At 66.4% G+C, this 17,246-nt stretch carries 13 protein-coding genes and 1 other RNA gene; 4 read left to right on the top strand and 10 right to left on the bottom strand.

What is annotated here, in order from left to right; translation table 11 throughout:
- Positions 1–46: 46 nt before the first annotated feature.
- Positions 47–901, bottom strand: a complete 855-nt coding sequence (locus AC07X4_RS12505; protein ID WP_233193722.1) for a class I SAM-dependent methyltransferase — start codon at positions 899–901, stop codon at positions 47–49.
- Here AC07X4_RS12505 and gloB point away from each other — a divergent pair.
- Positions 900–1,676, top strand: a complete 777-nt coding sequence (gene gloB, locus AC07X4_RS12500; RefSeq protein WP_494740226.1) for a hydroxyacylglutathione hydrolase — start codon at positions 900–902, stop codon at positions 1,674–1,676. The genes AC07X4_RS12505 and gloB overlap by 2 nt on opposite strands.
- Entirely contained in the window at positions 1,673–3,202 is a 1,530-nt protein-coding gene (locus AC07X4_RS12495; RefSeq protein WP_146872356.1) for a transglycosylase SLT domain-containing protein, read from the top strand. The genes gloB and AC07X4_RS12495 overlap by 4 nt, the downstream gene beginning before the upstream one ends.
- A gap of 75 nt (positions 3,203–3,277) precedes the next feature.
- On the opposite strand, the gene AC07X4_RS12490 is transcribed toward AC07X4_RS12495, so the two are convergent.
- The 6 genes from AC07X4_RS12490 to dnaX all read right to left on the bottom strand — a co-directional run bounded on the left by AC07X4_RS12490 (position 3,278) and on the right by dnaX (position 8,837).
- Complete coding sequence (locus AC07X4_RS12490) at positions 3,278–3,430, bottom strand: DUF3096 domain-containing protein (protein ID WP_015013605.1); 153 nt, start codon at positions 3,428–3,430, stop codon at positions 3,278–3,280.
- Between the two features lie 211 nt (positions 3,431–3,641).
- A complete protein-coding gene (locus tag AC07X4_RS12485) occupies positions 3,642–4,697 on the bottom strand; it encodes an ABC transporter substrate-binding protein (RefSeq protein ID WP_494740225.1) in 1,056 nt (351 codons plus the stop codon).
- A 154-nt stretch (positions 4,698–4,851) separates the two neighbouring features.
- On the bottom strand, positions 4,852–5,277 hold the full coding sequence (locus AC07X4_RS12480) for an MAPEG family protein (protein WP_056743563.1): 426 nt from the start codon (positions 5,275–5,277) through the stop codon (positions 4,852–4,854).
- 114 nt (positions 5,278–5,391) lie between these two features.
- Positions 5,392–5,982 (bottom strand): recombination mediator RecR, encoded by a 591-nt coding sequence (recR, locus tag AC07X4_RS12475; RefSeq protein WP_121943243.1) that lies wholly within the window; start codon positions 5,980–5,982, stop codon positions 5,392–5,394.
- 244 nt (positions 5,983–6,226) lie between these two features.
- The gene (locus tag AC07X4_RS12470) at positions 6,227–6,559 is read right to left on the bottom strand and encodes a YbaB/EbfC family nucleoid-associated protein (protein ID WP_055398201.1); all 333 of its coding nucleotides are present in this window, start codon (positions 6,557–6,559) and stop codon (positions 6,227–6,229) included.
- 229 nt (positions 6,560–6,788) lie between these two features.
- Positions 6,789–8,837: a DNA polymerase III subunit gamma/tau gene (gene dnaX, locus AC07X4_RS12465; RefSeq protein WP_494740224.1), complete on the bottom strand. Its 2,049-nt coding sequence runs from the start codon at positions 8,835–8,837 to the stop codon at positions 6,789–6,791.
- Positions 8,838–8,939: 102 nt separating this feature from the next.
- Between dnaX and ffs the strand changes: the two genes are divergently transcribed.
- Positions 8,940–9,036, top strand: an RNA gene (gene ffs / locus AC07X4_RS12460) — signal recognition particle sRNA small type.
- Between the two features lie 82 nt (positions 9,037–9,118).
- Here ffs and AC07X4_RS12455 read toward each other — a convergent pair.
- The 3 genes from AC07X4_RS12455 to AC07X4_RS12445 form a co-directional block, all read right to left on the bottom strand.
- Complete coding sequence (locus tag AC07X4_RS12455) at positions 9,119–10,435, bottom strand: TIGR03862 family flavoprotein (RefSeq protein ID WP_494740235.1); 1,317 nt, start codon at positions 10,433–10,435, stop codon at positions 9,119–9,121.
- A gap of 105 nt (positions 10,436–10,540) precedes the next feature.
- Positions 10,541–14,050 (bottom strand): UvrD-helicase domain-containing protein, encoded by a 3,510-nt coding sequence (locus AC07X4_RS12450; protein WP_494740223.1) that lies wholly within the window; start codon positions 14,048–14,050, stop codon positions 10,541–10,543.
- Complete coding sequence (locus AC07X4_RS12445) at positions 14,047–16,665, bottom strand: PD-(D/E)XK nuclease family protein (protein WP_494740222.1); 2,619 nt, start codon at positions 16,663–16,665, stop codon at positions 14,047–14,049. The genes AC07X4_RS12450 and AC07X4_RS12445 overlap by 4 nt, the downstream gene beginning before the upstream one ends.
- Positions 16,666–16,775: 110 nt before the next feature.
- Here AC07X4_RS12445 and trxA point away from each other — a divergent pair, with 110 nt between their 5' ends.
- Positions 16,776–17,108 carry a thioredoxin TrxA gene (trxA, locus tag AC07X4_RS12440; protein WP_008906761.1) on the top strand — a complete coding sequence of 111 codons (333 nt, stop codon included), beginning with the start codon at positions 16,776–16,778 and terminating at the stop codon, positions 17,106–17,108.
- Positions 17,109–17,246: the final 138 nt, after the last annotated feature.

Here is a 17,246-nt window from a genome sequence, read left to right as displayed (position 1 = left end):
GCCATGACGGGGCATGGAAGCCCAAGGCAACCGCGAAAGGCTGTGCTCAAGGCTTGTGCCGGGCTGCAGTGGGCGCAGTGCGCGAAGGATTCACCCCGCTTTGAGACACCCGGTTGGCGATGGGCACGGTGCCCGCAGCACGCTGGCGGTGGGTGCGCCAGGCGGGCTCCAGCAAACGCATGCCATGCACCCGTTTGACAGCCACGAGAAAATACGCGGCACCCAGAATGGGCCACCATTTCTCACCCAAAGGGTCCATCCAGCCAAAACGCTCCAGCCACTGCGCGCTGCGCACCGCTGGACGATAACAGCCAAATCGGGCAGATTCGACCTCGAAGTTCAAAAGCCGCAGCCAATCGCGCAGGCGGCGATAGCCGATGAACTCGCCCACGTCGGGCAGATACAGCGTGCCCCGCCCCAGGCGCTGGTACAGCCGCGCGCGCCGCTGCCGCAGGCCCCACAGGCTGGTGGGGTTCAGGCCGCTGATGACCACACGCCCTTCAGGGACCAGCACCCGCTCCACCTCGCGCAGCGCGGCATGGGGGTCGATGCTCAACTCCAGCGTGTGGGGCAACACCAGCAGGTCCAGGCTCGCTGCGGGGAAGGGCAAGGCCACAGGCTCGGTGAGCAGGTCCACCGCGCGGCGCTGCAGCGGCCCATCGTCATCACCGGTCTCCACAAAGGCGATGGAGCCCTCCACGGCCTCCTGCCCCATCGCCAGCCACTGGTGGGGCATGCGGTTGGCGCGCAGGCCGTCCAGCAGCGGCATGCCGAGCTGGAGACTGTGATATCCAAAAATATCGGCCACCGCCTCGTCAAAGCGTGCCTGCTCCCATGCGAGCAGGTAGCGGCCAGGGGGGGAGTCGAACCAGTGGTGCAAACCTATAATTTGATCGCTCATGAACTTGCTACCGCTGCCCGCCTTTACCGACAACTACATCTGGATGCTGCACGACGGCCGCCAGGCCATCGTGGTGGACCCGGGAGAAGCCGCGCCGGTGGAGCAGGCCTTGCACCGCTGGGGCCTGTCATTGCAAGCCATTCTAGTCACGCACCACCATGCCGATCATGTCGGCGGAGTCGATGCCCTGCGCCAAGCCACCGGTGCACGGGTGTATGGCCCAGCGCGGGAGCGCATGCCCGAGCCGCTGGAGCGGCTGGCTCAAGGCGATACCGTCAACGCGCTGAGGCTGCAGTTCCAGGTCATCGACGTGCCAGGGCACACGGCGGGCCACATTGCCTACTACTGTCGCGAGATGGACGGAGCGCCCCTGCTTTTTTGTGGCGATACGCTGTTCTCAGGCGGTTGTGGCCGGCTGTTTGAAGGCACACCTGCGCAAATGCTCGACTCGCTGGACCGGTTGGCGGCACTGCCTGGCAACACCCGGGTGTGTTGCACCCACGAGTACACACTGTCTAACCTGAAGTTTGCGCGGGCCGTGGAACCTGGCAACGCCGCCCTGCTCCACTACAGCAGCCAATGCGAAGCCCTGCGGGCGCAGAACCAGCCCACACTGCCTTCGCACATGGCGCTGGAGCGAGACATCAACCCCTTTCTGCGCGTGCGGCAGGGCCCGGTGGCGCAAGCCGCCCAGGGCTACGACGCGCAGGTGCCCCTTGACGACGCCGTAGCGGTGCTGGCCGCGCTGCGTCAATGGAAAAACGAGTTCCGATGAAAATTTTGCACATTGCCTGCCTGGCCGGCCTTTTGTGGCTGACAGGCTGCGCCACTACGGGCTCGACGCCCGACCAGGCGTCCGCCAGCGGAAACACCACCAGCACCAAGGGCCCTGCGTCGCCCCACACCCCTGTCATCCCCAACGGCCCGCTCAAACCCATCACTGCCGCGCAAGCCACGAGTGGCGAGGTGGCATCGCTCTCGGCCCCCGCCGACTTGTGGGACCGCATCCGGCGCGGCTTTGCCATGCCCGACCTGCAGCATGAGCTGGTACAGGACCGCGAGCAGTGGTACGCCACGCGCCCCGACTACATGCAGCGGATGACGGAGCGTTCCAGCAAGTACCTGTTTCATATTGTTGAAGAGCTGGAACGCCGGGGGATGCCGACCGAACTGGCGCTGCTGCCCTACATTGAAAGCGCGTTCAACCCCCAAGCGGTATCGAGCGCCAAGGCCGCAGGCATGTGGCAGTTCATGCCCGCTACGGGCAATTATTTCGACCTCAAGCAGAACGCCTTCCGCGACGACCGTCGCGACGTGCTGGCATCCACCCGGGCGGCACTCGACTACCTGCAAAAACTCTACGGCATGTTTGGCGACTGGCACCTTGCCCTGGCCGCCTATAACTGGGGTGAAGGCAGCGTAAGCCGGGCCATTGCCCGCAACCAGAAGCTGGGACTGGGCACCACTTACACCGACCTGAACATGCCTGCGGAGACCCGCATGTATGTGCCCAAGCTGCAGGCGGTCAAGAATATCGTGGCCAACCCCGATGCCTTCCGCACCGAGCTGCCCCTGATCGAGAACCACCCCTACTTCCAGACCGTGGACATCACGCACGACATCGATGTGTCGCTGGTGGCCACACTGGCGGGTATTCGCGAGGAAGACTTCCGTGCCCTCAACCCGTCGTACAAGCGACCCGTGATCCTCGCCGCCGGGACGCCGCAAATCCTGCTGCCCTGGGACAACGCCAAGGTCTTCCAGCGCAACCTGGAGGCCAAGCGTGAAGGCCAGTACGCGAGCTGGACCGTGTGGTCTGTACCCACCACCATGACGGTGGCCGAGGCGGCACAACGTGCCGGCATGAGCGAGGCGGATCTGCGCAGCATGAACAACATCCCGCCGCGCATGCTCATCAAAGCAGGCTCGGCGCTGATGGTGCCCCGCTCCACGACCACCCGGCAAGACGTGTCGTCCCACTTGGCCGACAACGGCCAACTCAGCCTTACCCCCGAGATCGTCACCCGCCGCACCACGGTGCGGGCCGGCAAGGGCGACACGGTGGCCAGCATTGCGCGGCGCTACAAGTTGGCAGCCGCCAACGTGGCGGACTGGAACGATGTGCGGGCGAATGCCGCATTCAAGGTGGGCCAGCAGATTGTGGTGTACCTGCCGGTGCGCCAGAGTCAGGCGCGCAGCAGCGGCGGCAGCGCTCGCGCATCGGCCGCCACCGCGGGCAAACGCCAGGCTCCAGCGCCTGCGCGGCGTGGCGGATCCCCCTCCAAGGTCAAGCGCCGCTGAGACGCAGGCGCCTCAGCAAAGCCACCTGGGCCCGTCGAAACCCGGCATTGCTTGGCCGGTCGCTGGGCCCATGCATCAGAACCGGAGCGTGTGCATGCCCAGCAGCCCCAGGATTCCCATGATGATGAGATAAAGCGCCACGATGGTGCTGAGCAAACGCGGCATGACCAGAATGAGGATGCCTGCGATCAGGGAGACGAGCGGGCCGATGCTGAGGCTCAGCGACATGGTGGATAGTCCTTGAAAAATGGCACGGGAATGGCGCAGCACAACTGCTGCGTACGTAGCCTGCGCGATGCGTATCGCACGGTGTGATTGCGGTGCAGCGGCAGGTGGGCAGGCGGCTGACACTGTAGTCGATGCCAGGGCCCTCAGAGCCTGTTGACGGTCTCGCAGGAGAGGTAAGCAGGCCCTTGGGGTCTCCCGCCGCAACGGCTTGTCAGACGCTGTACTTTTGGCGGGCTTTGCGCACCAGATCGTTGCTGGACGTACGCGCCAGTTCGACCTTGGCCTCGGCCAGTTCGGGCAGCACGCGCGACAATACCCGCAGTGCGGTAGCCGGACCTTCGTCCGGCATCAGTCCGTTGGTGGAGTAGGTCTCGCGCACCCGGCTGAACGCCGCCAGATAGAGCCCCCGGTCACCCATCAGGTAGGCGGGAGGCACCGCCTTCACCAGGTCTGCCGGTGCTGCCGTCTGCAGCCACTTGAGCGCATGCACAACGCCATTGACCAATGCCTGGGCCTGGGCAGGCTGCTTCTGGATGAAGGCCTGCGGGGCATACAGGCAGCTGGCGGGCATGGTGCCACCGAACATGTCCTGCCCTGCCTTGAGAGAGCGCAGATCGCCCACGATGCGGGTGTCAGCCTTTTGCTCCAGCAAGGTCATGATGGGATCGGCATGGCACAGTGCATGCACCTGGCCGGAACGCAGCGCGTTCATGGCATTGGTGCCCGAGCCCACCCCCACAAAACCCACATCGCGCAACGGCACGCCCGCACGCATCAGCATCAGGCTGGCTGCCAGGTGGGTGGATGAGCCCACCGACGACACCCCCACCTTGCGCCCCGCCAGGTCGCCCAGGTCCTTGTACGCAGGCACCGACCGCAGTGACACACCCAGCGCCAGTTGCGGGGCCCGCCCCTGCAGCACCAGCGCGCGGTACGCATGACCTCGCGCCTGCGCACGCAACACGTGCTCGAAGGCACCGGAACAGACATCTGCCGCACCGTCCTGTACCGCCTGCCAAGCAAGCGCCCCCGCCGAATAGTCCCGCACCACCACGTCCAGGCCTTCGAGGCGGAAGTACCCCAGCGCATCGGCCAGCGCCAGCGGCAGGTGGTACAGAACGCCCTGCCCTCCCACCGCCACGGTCACCCGCCCGAGAGCAGCGCCATCGGTCTGCGCACGCACCCGGATGGCAGGCGCCCACACCGCAGCCGCCGACAAGGCAGATACGGCGCCAAAGGCGCGGCGGGTGAGTGGAGGCAGAGACATGGAATCAGGCAAAAAGACAATGCTGCATTGCAACAATCGTGCCGCAGCACAGGCGAACCCGCATCAGGGTGAATCCCTGCGGGTTACTACGTACCGCGATAGACAGCCTTCAACCGCAGCACACCGCAAGACGGGTGGCGCGCACCCGGGGCGCTCAACGGTAACCGATGAACAGGATGGCAATATTGACCAGAAAACCGCCGGCCCAGACTGCGCTGCGGGCCATCGGCATGTCGGCCACGTACATCATCACGTAGAAGATGCGCAGGAAGACATACAACAACGCCAGCAGGTCCAGCAACGTCTGCCCCGCCCCCAGCAGGTGCGCAATAATGACCGCGCCGATGAAAAACGGCAACGCTTCAAAGCTGTTGGCCTGCGCTGCGTTGGCACGTCCGCGCCAGTCAGTCTGCCGCGAGAGCCAGCCGCGCGGATCGTGGTTGTCAAAACCGCCTTCTTTGCGGGACTTGCCAAAGTTGCCACTTTTGGCCAACCAGGCACAAGCGATGGGCAGCAGTGCTGCGAACAGCACGCACCAATAGGCCACGGTGAACCGCGCGACGTGCAAGGTGGTATTCATTTTCGAGGCTTTTGAGGGCAACAGCGCAGCAAATACAAGCGCTGGTAGCTATTAAATTGAGAGTATTTTAGCCGCAGACATTGTCGGAACGACGGGCTGGCAGGCGCCTTGGCATCACCGGCGATCCACCAGCGCATGCGCGATCGTTCCCAGGTCAACGTACTCCAGCTCACTGCCGACAGGCACGCCGCGCGCGAGCCGCGTGACATGCAACCCACGGCTCTTCAGCGCCTCGCTGATCACATGCGCAGTCGCCTCCCCCTCGGCATTGAAGTTGGTGGCCAGGATCACCTCCTGAACGGTGCCATCCGTTGCGCGCTCCATGAGCTTGTGCAGGCCGATCTCCTTGGGACCGACACCATCGAGCGGGCTGAGCCGCCCCATCAACACGAAGTACAACCCCTTGAAGGCCCCCGTGCGCTCCAGTGCAGACTGGTCAGCGGGCGTTTCGACCACGCACAGCCGCGTGGCATCGCGGTCAGGGTCCAGACAGGTGCTGCACACCTCCGCCTCGGTGAACGTATGACAACGCGCGCAGTGGTGCACCGTGCCCACCGCTTCCGAGAGCGCCCGCGACAGGGCCTGCGCCCCTTCGCGATCATGCTGCAGCAGATGGAACGCCATGCGCTGCGCAGACTTCACCCCCACTCCCGGCAACCGGCGCAGCGCCTGGATCAGAACGTCGAGGGAGTTGGTGGTGGACATGGAAAGGCTGGAGATAAGGCGCGTAAGGTCGTACGAAGCAGTGGAGCGAGGCTCAACAGGCCAAGCCCAAACGGATGTGGGAAAACAACGGGAATTTACCCCTGCCTTTACACCCACCCTCAAGGGCGTAGCGAGCGGGATCAGCTGCTAGGCGGACGAAGCACAGCCACCGGAACGTACTTGAAGTACGTGAGGATGGCGAGCACCGCCCAACGACGCAGATGGCCCGCTCGGTAGCCAACCCTCAGAAAGGGAATTTCATGCCGCCGGGAAGGCCAGGCATACCTTGCGTCAGCTTGCCCATCTTCTCCGAAGATGTCTCCTCCGCCTTGCGCACCGCCGCATTGAACGCAGCCGCCACCAGGTCTTCCAGCATGTCCTTGTCCTCGGCCAGCAGGCTCGGGTCAATGGTGATGCGCTTGACGTCGTGCTTGCAGGTCATGACCACCTTCACCAGACCCGCGCCCGATTCACCCTCCACCTCGATAAAAGCCAGTTCGTCCTGGGCCTTCTTGAGGTTGTCCTGCATCGCCTGGGCTTGCTTCATGAGGCCGGCGAGTTGTCCTTTGTTGAACATGGTGTGGTTTCCTTTGCTTTCTTTCTGGTTGATCGATTCCCACGTGGGGACTGAAATTCAGTATCCGAAATTCACGGTATTGTGCTTTGCACCGTTAGCGGCCATCGAAACTGCCGCTGCCCAGACCAGTGCTCCCGCGCAAGGGCCGCCCCGCCGCGCTGGGAGCGTTCCCCTCCCGCGAAGCGAGAGAGGGGGAAGGCGCCGAAGGCGACTCAGGGGGTGTTTCATCTCACGCGGGCTTGATACTGCCCGGCACGATTCTCGCGCCGTAGTCACGCATCAGCGATTGCACGAAGGGATCGTTGTGCACGATTTCTTCCGCGCGGCGTTGGCGCTCGGCAGCGGCGGCGGCGTTGCGACGGGCGGGGCTGTCGATGACCACGCCCACTTCCACGCTGATCTGGGTCGCATGGCCCGCAGCTTCAAGGGCAGCACGCAGGCGCTCGCGCGCCGTGGGCTGATTGAGCGATTCGCGCTCGACACGCAACAGCCAGTGACCACCGTCGCGCGCCACCAGCTGCGACTGCAGGGCCAGTTCGCGCACCAGCGCCGCGATGGCCTCCGCCGCCACCAGGTGCTGCACCGTGGCATGCCAGACGTCCCCCTCTTCGGTGGGGGTGTAGCGGGCAGATACCGGGGTCGGTGCAGACAGTGGAAGCGGCTGCAACCGCTCGCCGGGCTCGGGGGACTCACGCACCGGGATTGCTACATATTCAGGAGCATTCTGTGCTTTGAATGATTGCGCTACACCGGGATTTTGCTCAAACCTCTCGGTGGTGCGTACCGGCAACGCCGTGGCAGCGGGCGCAGCCGCAGTGGTCACAGTACCTGGCTCGTCAGAACCTGGCCATGGGGGTGGCTCAGAATCGCTGAACGACTCTGATGGATGGTGTCCGGCGCCAGAAGGTGCGGTGCCTGCAGCCACTGCCGGAACGGGGGCCGGGACTGCAGGCGCGGGGGCCGCAGACGGGACTTGCTGGGCAGCACGCACCGGAGCTGCAGGCGCCGACGGTACAGGCAGGGCCTGGGGGGGCTTCACCGCTGCCCCTCCCACAGGCTCCGGCGTGGCCACCACTGCAGCAGGGGCTGCTGCAGTTGATGCAACAGCGCCTGAGGGGGGCGTTTCAGCCCGCGTCAGAGTTTTTTTTTCAGCCGATTCGCCGACGCCGCTGGCAGGCTTGAAGGCCAGCAGACGCAGCAGCACCATGGTGAGTGCCGCGTACTCGTCGGGCGCCAGGCCCAACTCGCCGCGCCCGTGCAGGCACAGGCTGTAGAGCAACTGCGTTTCATCGGCGGGCATCAGTGCAGACAGGCGGGCTGTTTCAGCAGCCTCGGGGTCGTCTGCGTCCACGGCACCGGCCATCTGGGGCACGGCCTGGAACACGGCCATGCGCTGCAGCACGGCACTCATCTCTTCGAGCGTGGAGGCGGCAGACAGCCCGTTCATGCGCAGCGTGTCCGAGGTCTCCACCACGGTTTTCCCGTCACCCTGGGCGAGCGCTTCGATGAGCCGGAACACATAGGAGCGGTCCACCGCACCCAGCATCTGGCGCACACCGGCTTCCTGCAGCTGACCGCTACCGAAGGCAATGGCCTGGTCGGTCAGCGACAGTGCATCGCGCATGGAGCCCCGCGCAGCGCGTGAGAGCAAGCGGAGCGCCTGGGGCTCGGCAGGCACGTTCTCGGTCGCCAGCACCTGCGTGAGGTGCGAGAGGACGGTTTCAGGCGCCATGGGGCGCAGGTTGAACTGCAGGCAGCGGCTCAGCACCGTGACAGGCACCTTCTGCGGGTCGGTCGTGGCCAGCACAAACTTGAGGTACTCAGGCGGCTCTTCCAGCGTCTTGAGCATGGCGTTGAACGCCGTGTTGGTCAGCATGTGCACTTCGTCGATCATGAAGACCTTGAAGCGCCCCTGCACCGGCTTGTAGACCGCCTGCTCCAGCAGGCTTTGCACTTCGTCCACGCCCCGGTTGGAGGCCGCGTCCAGCTCGGTGTAGTCCACAAAGCGGCCGCTGTCGATGTCGGTGCAGGCCTGGCACACGCCGCAGGGCGTAGCGGTGATGCCGCCAGTGCCGTCCGCACCCTGGCAGTTGAGCGACTTGGCCAGAATGCGCGACACCGTGGTCTTGCCCACGCCGCGCGTACCGGTAAACAGGTAGGCGTGGTGCAGGCGCTGCTGGGTCAGCGCATTCGACAAGGCCTGGACCACATGTTCCTGCCCCACCATCTCGGTGAAATTGCGGGGACGGTACTTGCGGGCGAGCACGAGGTAGGACATGCGGTCGATTCTACGGGCTGGGCCATGCGCCCCTGGCGCCACCAGGGCAAACAAAACAGCCACTGAAAAATCAGGGCCTCCATCCGACGTACAATCAGCGGTGACGGGCCTCCTCGCATGGTGAAGCGGCCAACCGGGTCAGGTGGGGAACCAAGCAGCCCTAACTGTGGAGTCAGTGCCGGGGGTAAGGCTCGTCAACTTCTTCTTTCTTTTTGCGCGGTCGCGCAAAAACTTCCCTCTCTCCAGTATTTCCACAGCGCGCCGTGCGCTTCAGCGGCCGCTCAAGCCCCTGCGGACTGCCCCAGCCAGCGCAGCGCCCCCTCGCCCGCTACACGGCCGCTGGCCATGCTGGCGGTCAGCAGATAGCCCCCGGTGGGCGCCTCCCAGTCCAGCATTTCTCCCGCGCAGAACACACCTGGTAACGCCGTCGCCATGAGGTGTGCGTCCATCGCTTCAAAAGCCACACCGCCCGCCGTGCTGATGGCCTCGTCCAGCGGGCGCGCAGCCACCACGGTGATGGGCAGCGCCTTGATCGCGTGGGCCAGGGCCACGGGGTCGTTCATGCCGTCCTTGCCCAGGTGTTCATACAGGACGCCCGCCTTGATGCCATCCAGGCCCAGGCGGCTCTTGAGGTGGCTGGAGAGCGACCGGGAACCGCGCGGGTGGCGCACTTCCACCAGCACGCGCTCAGGCGCATGGTCGGGCAGCAGGTCGAGGTGGAACGTGGCGTGGCCATGGGCCTCCACCTCGTCGCGCAGCAGGTGCGAGGCGGCATAGACCAGGCTGCCCTCCACCCCTGTGGCCGTGACCACAAACTCGCCCCGACGACTGAAACTGTGGCCCCGGCTGTCGGTAAAGCTGAGCGCCACGGTCTTGAAGGGCTGGCCCACAAACTTCTCGGCAAAATGCGGCGTCCAGCCCACGGTGGGCGCAGGCGTGCGGCCCAGCAGCTCCTGCAGAAAGGCGCGGCGCGTCTCGCCCGCAGGTGCGTCTGCACGCAGCACATCAAAGCCGCAGTTGGACGGGCGCAGCGGAGCCACAACCACGCCGCGCTGCGCCAGCAGCGGCACCCAGGCACCATCAGACCCCAGGCGTGCCCAGCTGCCGCCGCCCAGCGCCAGCACCACCGCCTTGGCGGCCGCCCGCACCTCGCCTGCCGGTGCGGCAAAGCGCAGCACCCCCTCCTCGGCCCAGCCCAGCCAGCGGTGGCGCATGTGGAACAGAACCCCTTGCCCGCGCAGGCGCTGCAGCCAAGCGCGCAGCAACGGCGCGGCCTTCATGTCGGTGGGGAACACGCGGCCCGAAGTGCCCACAAAGGTCTCCACCCCCAGCCCATGCGCCCAAGCGCGCATCTCGGGGCCGCCAAAAGCCTGAATCAGGGGCTCAATCTGTGGTTCGCGCCCGGCATAGCGACTCACAAAAGGCGCGTGGGGCTCGGAATGCGTGAGGTTGAGGCCGCCCTTGCCCGCGAGCAAAAACTTGCGGCCCACCGAAGGCATGGCGTCAAACACGTGCACGGCCCCCCCCGCCTGGGCCAACACCTCTGCGGCCATGAGCCCCGCAGGGCCACCGCCGACGACGGCCACGTCGCACTGCAAAGCCTCCGCAGACTGGGCAAGTGCAGGGGATGTATCGGAAGGAGGAAGGGGGTGGGACACGTAAGGGCCTTGCTGAATAAAGGAGCGCGTTGCGGGGGCGGCACGTCAGAACAGGGAGCCTTGCGGAGAATCCGCAGGGCCTGGCGCGGTGGGCGCGCGCTCTGGTTGTGCTGGGGCAACCGGCGCAATGGGGGCAACGGGCGGGCGAGTATGCCCCACCGCGGGGGCCTGGGCCGCCGATGCCCCTGCTGAGCCCGGCGCATCGCCCACCATTACCAACCGCCCATCGCCCGTGAGAAAGGCGGCACGCACCACCTCGCCCGGCATCAGGGCCTGTACGGCTTCGCGGTAACGCTGCAACTGGGCCACCAGTGCCTGCTGGCGCTGGGGTTGGGTGGCGCTTTTGTAATCCAGCACCCACCAGCCGGCCTCTGCATCGCCGGCGTGTGCCGCGCGGCGCTGCACCAAGCGGTCGATGCGCAGGCTCTGCCCCTGGTAGTGCAGCGGGGCTTCGTTGATGGCGGTCTGCACCAGGGCAGCGTCCCACGCCCAGGCCCCCTCGCCCGCCAGAATGGCCTGCGCCATGCGGGCGGCCAACTCGGCGGCAGCGGGGGCAATGTCGTGGTCCAGAGCCAGGCGGGCAATGCGCGCGGCAGCCCAACCCTGGGCGCGCAAGTCGGCCAGTGGGGCACCAGCCACGCCGGCTTGCTCCAGCAGCTGGTGCATGGCATCGCCCTGGCGCGACAAGGGGGTGGACTCTCCGTCGCCCGGCATGGCCACAGGGCTGTCGCCCGGCAATCCCGCATCGGTTTGCACGCGCGCGCTTTGCAGCGCCTCGGGCAGCGCGGGCAGGCAGGGGATGGTGAAGGTCTGGGCGGGCGCTACGGCCGCCACGGCCTGTTCTGCGGGGGCCAACGCCTGCGTGTCCACTTCAGTGACCAAGGGAGCGAGCCGATTCCACCAACTGCCGGGGGCCGAGTTACCGGGCTGCACAGACGACAGGGCCAGGCAATGCTTGGCACGCGTCATGGCCACGTAGAGCATGTTCAGTTCCTCGCGGCTGCGGGCCTGCTGCTCGGCGGCGAGCGCATCCACTGCGCTGGGTGGCGGGTTCGATTCGCTGGCCAAAAAGACGAAGGCAGACGGCACGGCCTGCTCGCCAGGCCAGTCCACCAGCACGCCCATGGTCTCGGCCTTTTGTGGACGGGTGTCGGTATCGAGCAGCAGCACGCAATCGGCCTCCAGCCCCTTGGCACCGTGCACCGTCAGCAAGCGGATGGCCTGCGCATCCGCCCGGCCTGGGGCACGCACACCGCCCTTTTTCATGGCCCGCACAAAGGCGTAGGGCGTGAGGTAACGCCCCCCGTCGTGCTGCAGCGATGCCGCCAGCAGTGCGCGCAGATTGGCCTGCACGGACTGGCGCTGGGTGACAGGTGCTGCGGCAGCAAAGCGGGCCAGCACGTCACCGTGTTCGTAAATGGTGTGCAGCGCGTCGTGGGGCGGCAAAGTACCCACCCACGTCTGATATTGGGCCAAAACGGCTCCAAGCGCTTGATATTCATGCGCCAGCAGCTCACTTTTCGATAGCAACTCAAACCAGCTACAGCCCGCGTGTTCCGGCTGGCGGCGCAACAATGCCAGCGCGACCAGCGCGTCGTCGCCCAGGCCAAACAGGGGTGACTTGAGCGCGCGGGCCAAAGACAGGTCGTGTGTGGGCGACACCAGTACGTCGAGCAGCGCCACCATGTCCTGCACCTCGGGCGCGTCAAACAGGTCGGCTTTTTCGGGCTGCACACAGGGCAGGTGCAGGGCGCGCAGGGCATCTTGCATGCTGGCCAGGCGGTCGCGCTTGCGGGCCAGCACCAGAACCTCTTTGGGCGGCGTGCCGCTGGCAATCTGCGCGGCCACCCAGGCGGCGGCCTGGGTGCATTCGCGCATGCGCTGGGTTTCTTCGGCCTCGTGGCGCGGTTCGGTCAGGCTGTCGCGCCAGGCCAGCGGGTCGCGCGCTGCGCCCTGGCCATCGTCGTCCGCGTCGGTGATGGCGGGCAGGCGCAGCAGCTGGCCTGTATGTTTCGATTCAGTGGTGTGGTCGCGGAATCCGCTGGTCTCTTGCTGCGCCTGGGCCTGGCCCATGACGGCGTTGACGGCGCCGATCACACCCTGCGCATTGCGGCGTGTGTGGTCGCAGCTCAGCAGGTCGCCGCCCAACCCATCGCGCACAAAGGCCTGCGCGGCGATGAACACCTGCGGCTCGGCGCGGCGAAAGCGGTAGATGCTCTGCTTGGGGTCACCCACGATGAACACGCTGGGCGCGGTAGACCCGCCGCCCGAGCCCGCATAGCCCGACAGCCAGGCGTGCAGCGCCTGCCACTGCAGCGGGTTGGTGTCCTGGAACTCATCGACCAGCAGATGGCGAATGCGGGCATCGAGCCGCTCCTGCACCCAGCCCGACAGCACCGGGTCCGCCAGCATGACCAGGGCGGTGCGCTCCACATCGTTCATGTCCACCCAGCCGTGCTGCTGCTTGACGGCCACAAACTGCGCGATGAGACAACGCGCCAGCCGGGCCATGCGCTGCTGGTGCTGCCAGGCCTCGTGCTGGCGGCGGGCGGTGAGCAGGCGCTGCAGTTCGGGCTCGGCCTCTTGCGCGGCGGGGAACTTCTCCAGGTTCTTCGACAGGCGGTCTTCCTTGGCGACGAACATCGCTTTGCGCAGCATGTCCAGGCGCTGGTTCAGGTCGGTGCAGGCCAGGGCGTCGATGATGGCGTCCGCAGCCTTTTGCGGGGTCTTGTTGGCCTCTGCGCCCAGCGCGCTGGCACGGCTGCGCCAGCGCTGAAGAGCAGCGTCGGTCTGCAAAGCATCGGCGGGCTCTGCCAACGCGGCCAGTTCGGGGTAGGCCTGCTGGAACGGCGGCACCGAGGCATCGACCACGCCCGCGTCGTCGGCCAGATCGAACTCCACCCGCTTGGCCAGCGCCGCTGCCAGGGCCTTGTGCGTTTGCGAGCGGCCGTGGCGGGCCACCACGGCTTCGTAGTCGGCGCGCAGGCTGGCGCTGTCGGCCACAGTCTGCAAGAACGGGGGCCACACCTCGCGCACCGCCTCGGCATCGTCTTCGAGCAGCTCAAAGTGCGCTGGCAGGCCCTGCTGCTGCAACAGCGCCAGCGGCGCCGTGCCCAGCAGCGCGGCAAACCAGCTGTGGAAGGTGCGGATCTGCACCGGGCGGCCTGCAGTGAGCAGCTGGCGGTATAGATTTTGTAGCGCCTCGCGCTTGTCCATAGCGCCCTGGGGACTGATTCCGCGTGCAATCAGCTCGGCCGTCAGTTCTTCCAACGGCTTGTGGCTGAACTGCTCCAACCATTCTTGCAGGCGCTGGCGCATTTCGCCCGCCGCCTTTTTGGTGAAGGTGATGGCCAGGATCTCGTGCGGCGCGCAGCCGTCGAGCAGCGCCCGCAGCATGCGCGAGACCAGCATCCAGGTCTTGCCCGCACCGGCGCAGGCCTCCACCGCCACGCTGCGCGCGGGGTCACAGGCGATGGCGTAGAAGGCCTCGCGCGAGACCGGACGGCCGTTGTGTTCGTAGGCGGCCTGGGCGGGTGGGGAAAGGCTCTCGGTCATGGCGTCTCTTGCGCGGGTAACGCCTGTTCAGCGTCCGCCCAGTAGTCTTTGCGGCACAGGCCGCGCACGGCGCAGAACTCGCACACCAATCCCTCGCCCAGCGCGGGCAGCGGCGCGCCGGCGGCGATGCGGGCCATGTCGTGCTGGATGCCTTCGATAAGCACATCGCGCAGGTGCACCACCTCGTCTTGTTCGTGCAGCTGTGTCTCGCCGCGCTCGCCTACGTTGACATAAGCCGCACGCAGGGTGTCGTGGCTCAACAAGGCCGCGTAAAAAGCAAGTTGGGTGTCCTCCGCCCCGGACTTGACGCGCTGGCGGGTCACGCTGTCGCTTTCGGTCTTGTAGTCAATCACCAGTACCGCAGGCTCGCCGGTGGACGAGACCCCATCGATGCGGTCGATGGTGCCGATGAGTTCCAGATCGCCCAGCGGCTGGCGGGCCTTGACCTCGGCCTGGCGGAAGGTGGCGCCCTGTTGCTCATGCCCTGCCAGCCATTGCAGGTAGCCGTCGCGCAGTTGCGTCCAGCCTGCGGCAAAGGGCAGAAAGTCGCCGTCCTGCAAACGCTGCTCGCGGGTGACGGCCTCGGCGGCGGCGTCCATGCGCACACGTCGCTCATCCAGACCATCGGTCGGCTCCGCCAGCAAGGCCTCGTGAAAGTGCTGCAGTACCGCGTGCAGCCAGGTGCCAAAGTCCCGCTTGTCCACTTCGGCATCCAGCTCGTCGGCCTCGCGCAGGCCCAGTTGGCGCTGGGCAAAGAAGCGGTAAGGACAGTGGCGCAAATCGGAATACGCCGTGGATGACAGGTGGGTCACCGGCAGCGCCTGGCCAACGGGCAAGGGGCGTAGCGTGGGAGTGGCGACCACCTCGCGCGCACCGCGCTCATCGGCTCCCGGCAGGGCGGCACCATCCAGCTGCAGGGCGAGCACCAGCGCGCTGGCCAGCAGGGGCTCACCGCCTTCGTCACCGGTGCGCCACAGCACATCCACCACCGGCGTGCGCAGGGCATGGGCCCAGGCGGCACGCTGGGCAGCCTCCAGCGACTGGCGCGTAGGCAGGCCCCAGGCCTCGCGCTGGGCCTGTGTCCAGTCGCCAGCGGGTTCGGGAGCAGGTTGCAGGCGCTTTTCGTCGCAACCCGGCAACACGGCGGCGGCGAAGGGGCGGCCCAGCAGTTGCGGCATGGGCACCACCACCACGGGGGCACCAGCCGCCTGCGCGGCCACATAGCGCCCGGCCTCCAGCACGTCTTTGGCCCAACGGGTGAATTCGGCCAGTGTCATGCGACGGCCCGCACTGTCGCCCCAGCCGTCCAGCTCTGACTGCTGACCGTCCTGCAGGCGCAGAGCGGCCAGCACCCGCATGCCAGCAGGGTCGGCCTGCAGACCCTGCCATTGGCCGGCCTGCTCCAGCACCGTGCGCAAAGCGGGTAGCCACTGCGCCAGCGGCCGTGCAGCGCGCAGGGTGTTGCGCCATGCTTCTACGGTGGCCACGGTGCGGGCCAGGTGGGGCTGCGCACCCACGTCGCCCTGCAAACCCCACTGGGCGGCGGCGCTCCAGTGCTGCACCACACCTTTGCGCAGCCATTGCTCCAGGCGATTGACCTCGCCAGGCATCAGCGCTGAGGTGTGTTTGACCCAGTCCAGCACCTCGTTGGAAGAGGCATTCCACGCAGCGGCCTGCAGCATGGCCATGACCCGTGAAGCGGCGCGCGTGGTGGACAGAATCCAGCCGCTTTCGTCGCGCACCAACACGCCACTGCTGTCCAGGTGGGCCAGGACACGGCGGATCAGTGCGCGGTCAGTGGCCGCGAGGGCCACGGGCACCCGCCCCTGCTCGACATGACGCAGCACACAGGCCGCAGCACGGTGCGCCTCGTCTTCGGCGTCCGTTGCGGCGTGCAGGGCCCACTGCGGTGGTGAACCCGCATCACCGACCAACGCGGGGAGCGCAATGCACACACCTTGCTCGCCCCAATGCGCCTGCAGGGCCCGGGTCAGCGTGTCAGACTGAAATCCCTCCAACACCACCAGCGTATCCACCGCCTCGCGAACGCCGGGCTCAAACAGCACATCGGTCGCGTAGCGCGATGCCAGTGCCCATTCCAGCGCCAGGCGAGCCACCAGGGCCTCGTAATGCAGGGCGGTACCTTCTTCCGGCGTGGCCAGCAGCTTCCGAGCCTCGTCACCCCAGGCAGCGCGTAGGGCTGGGGGCACGGCAGCAATCACCGGGGCCAATTGGGCTGCAGCCTCCTGCAGTGGCGTGGCCAGCACTTCGCGCTGCCCGCCCTGCCCCACGCGGTCAAGCAAAGTGCGGGCCGTGAGCGTGTCGCGCGCAACGTCGCCCGCCAGGTCGTCGCCCGTGGGCTCAAACGCTTGCAGCTGGCGGGCCCAGTTGCGGGTGGTTTCAAAACGTGGTGCAAAGCTCTGCGGGAACTGCTGAACCCAATGGCGCTGCGCCCAGGGCATGAGCTGGGCGTAGGGCACCAGCACCACCGTGCGCGCCAAATGGGCACCATAGGCTCGGGCATGCGCGGCCACCCCGGCCAGTGCGCGTTGCCAGAGGGCGGTGCTTGCGGCCGCAAATCCACTGGTTTGATCGCTTTTCGCTATGACTGTCATAGCGTCGCAAGACCCGGCCACACCGGTGAACGTGGGATTGGTTTCTGTCACAATGCCCAGACTTTAAACGTACACCGGTCGCAACCCGCCCAAAATCAAGGAATTCCGCCATGGCCAGCGAACTCATCAAACATGTCTCCGACGCCAGCTTTGAAGCCGACGTGCTCCAACCGGGCTCCGCCGTGCTGGTGGACTACTGGGCTGAGTGGTGCGGTCCCTGCAAGATGATTGCTCCCATCCTGGACGAAGTCGCAGGCACCTACCAAGGCAAGCTGCAGATCGCCAAGATGAACGTGGACGAGAACCGCGAAATCCCCGCCAAGTTCGGCATCCGCGGCATCCCCACCCTGATGCTGTTCAAGGATGGCCAGCTGGCAGCCACCAAGGTCGGCGCGATGAGCAAGGCCCAGTTGACCGCCTTCATCGACCAACAACTGGCCTGATCCACTGCCCCAAGCCCCCTCGGTGCGACTGCCGATGGGGCTTTTTTGTTAAGCGATAGACCTGCGGGGGAACAACAGGCTGGCAGTTGCGCAACCTCACACCTTGCGCCCCTGAGGCGCCCGCATTTTTTCCTGTCA

The sequence above is a fragment of the Acidovorax sp. GW460-11-11-14-LB4 genome (assembly GCF_059423685.1).
Note: the sequence above shows the minus strand (reverse complement) of the source record. Positions and strands in the feature narration are given on the sequence as shown.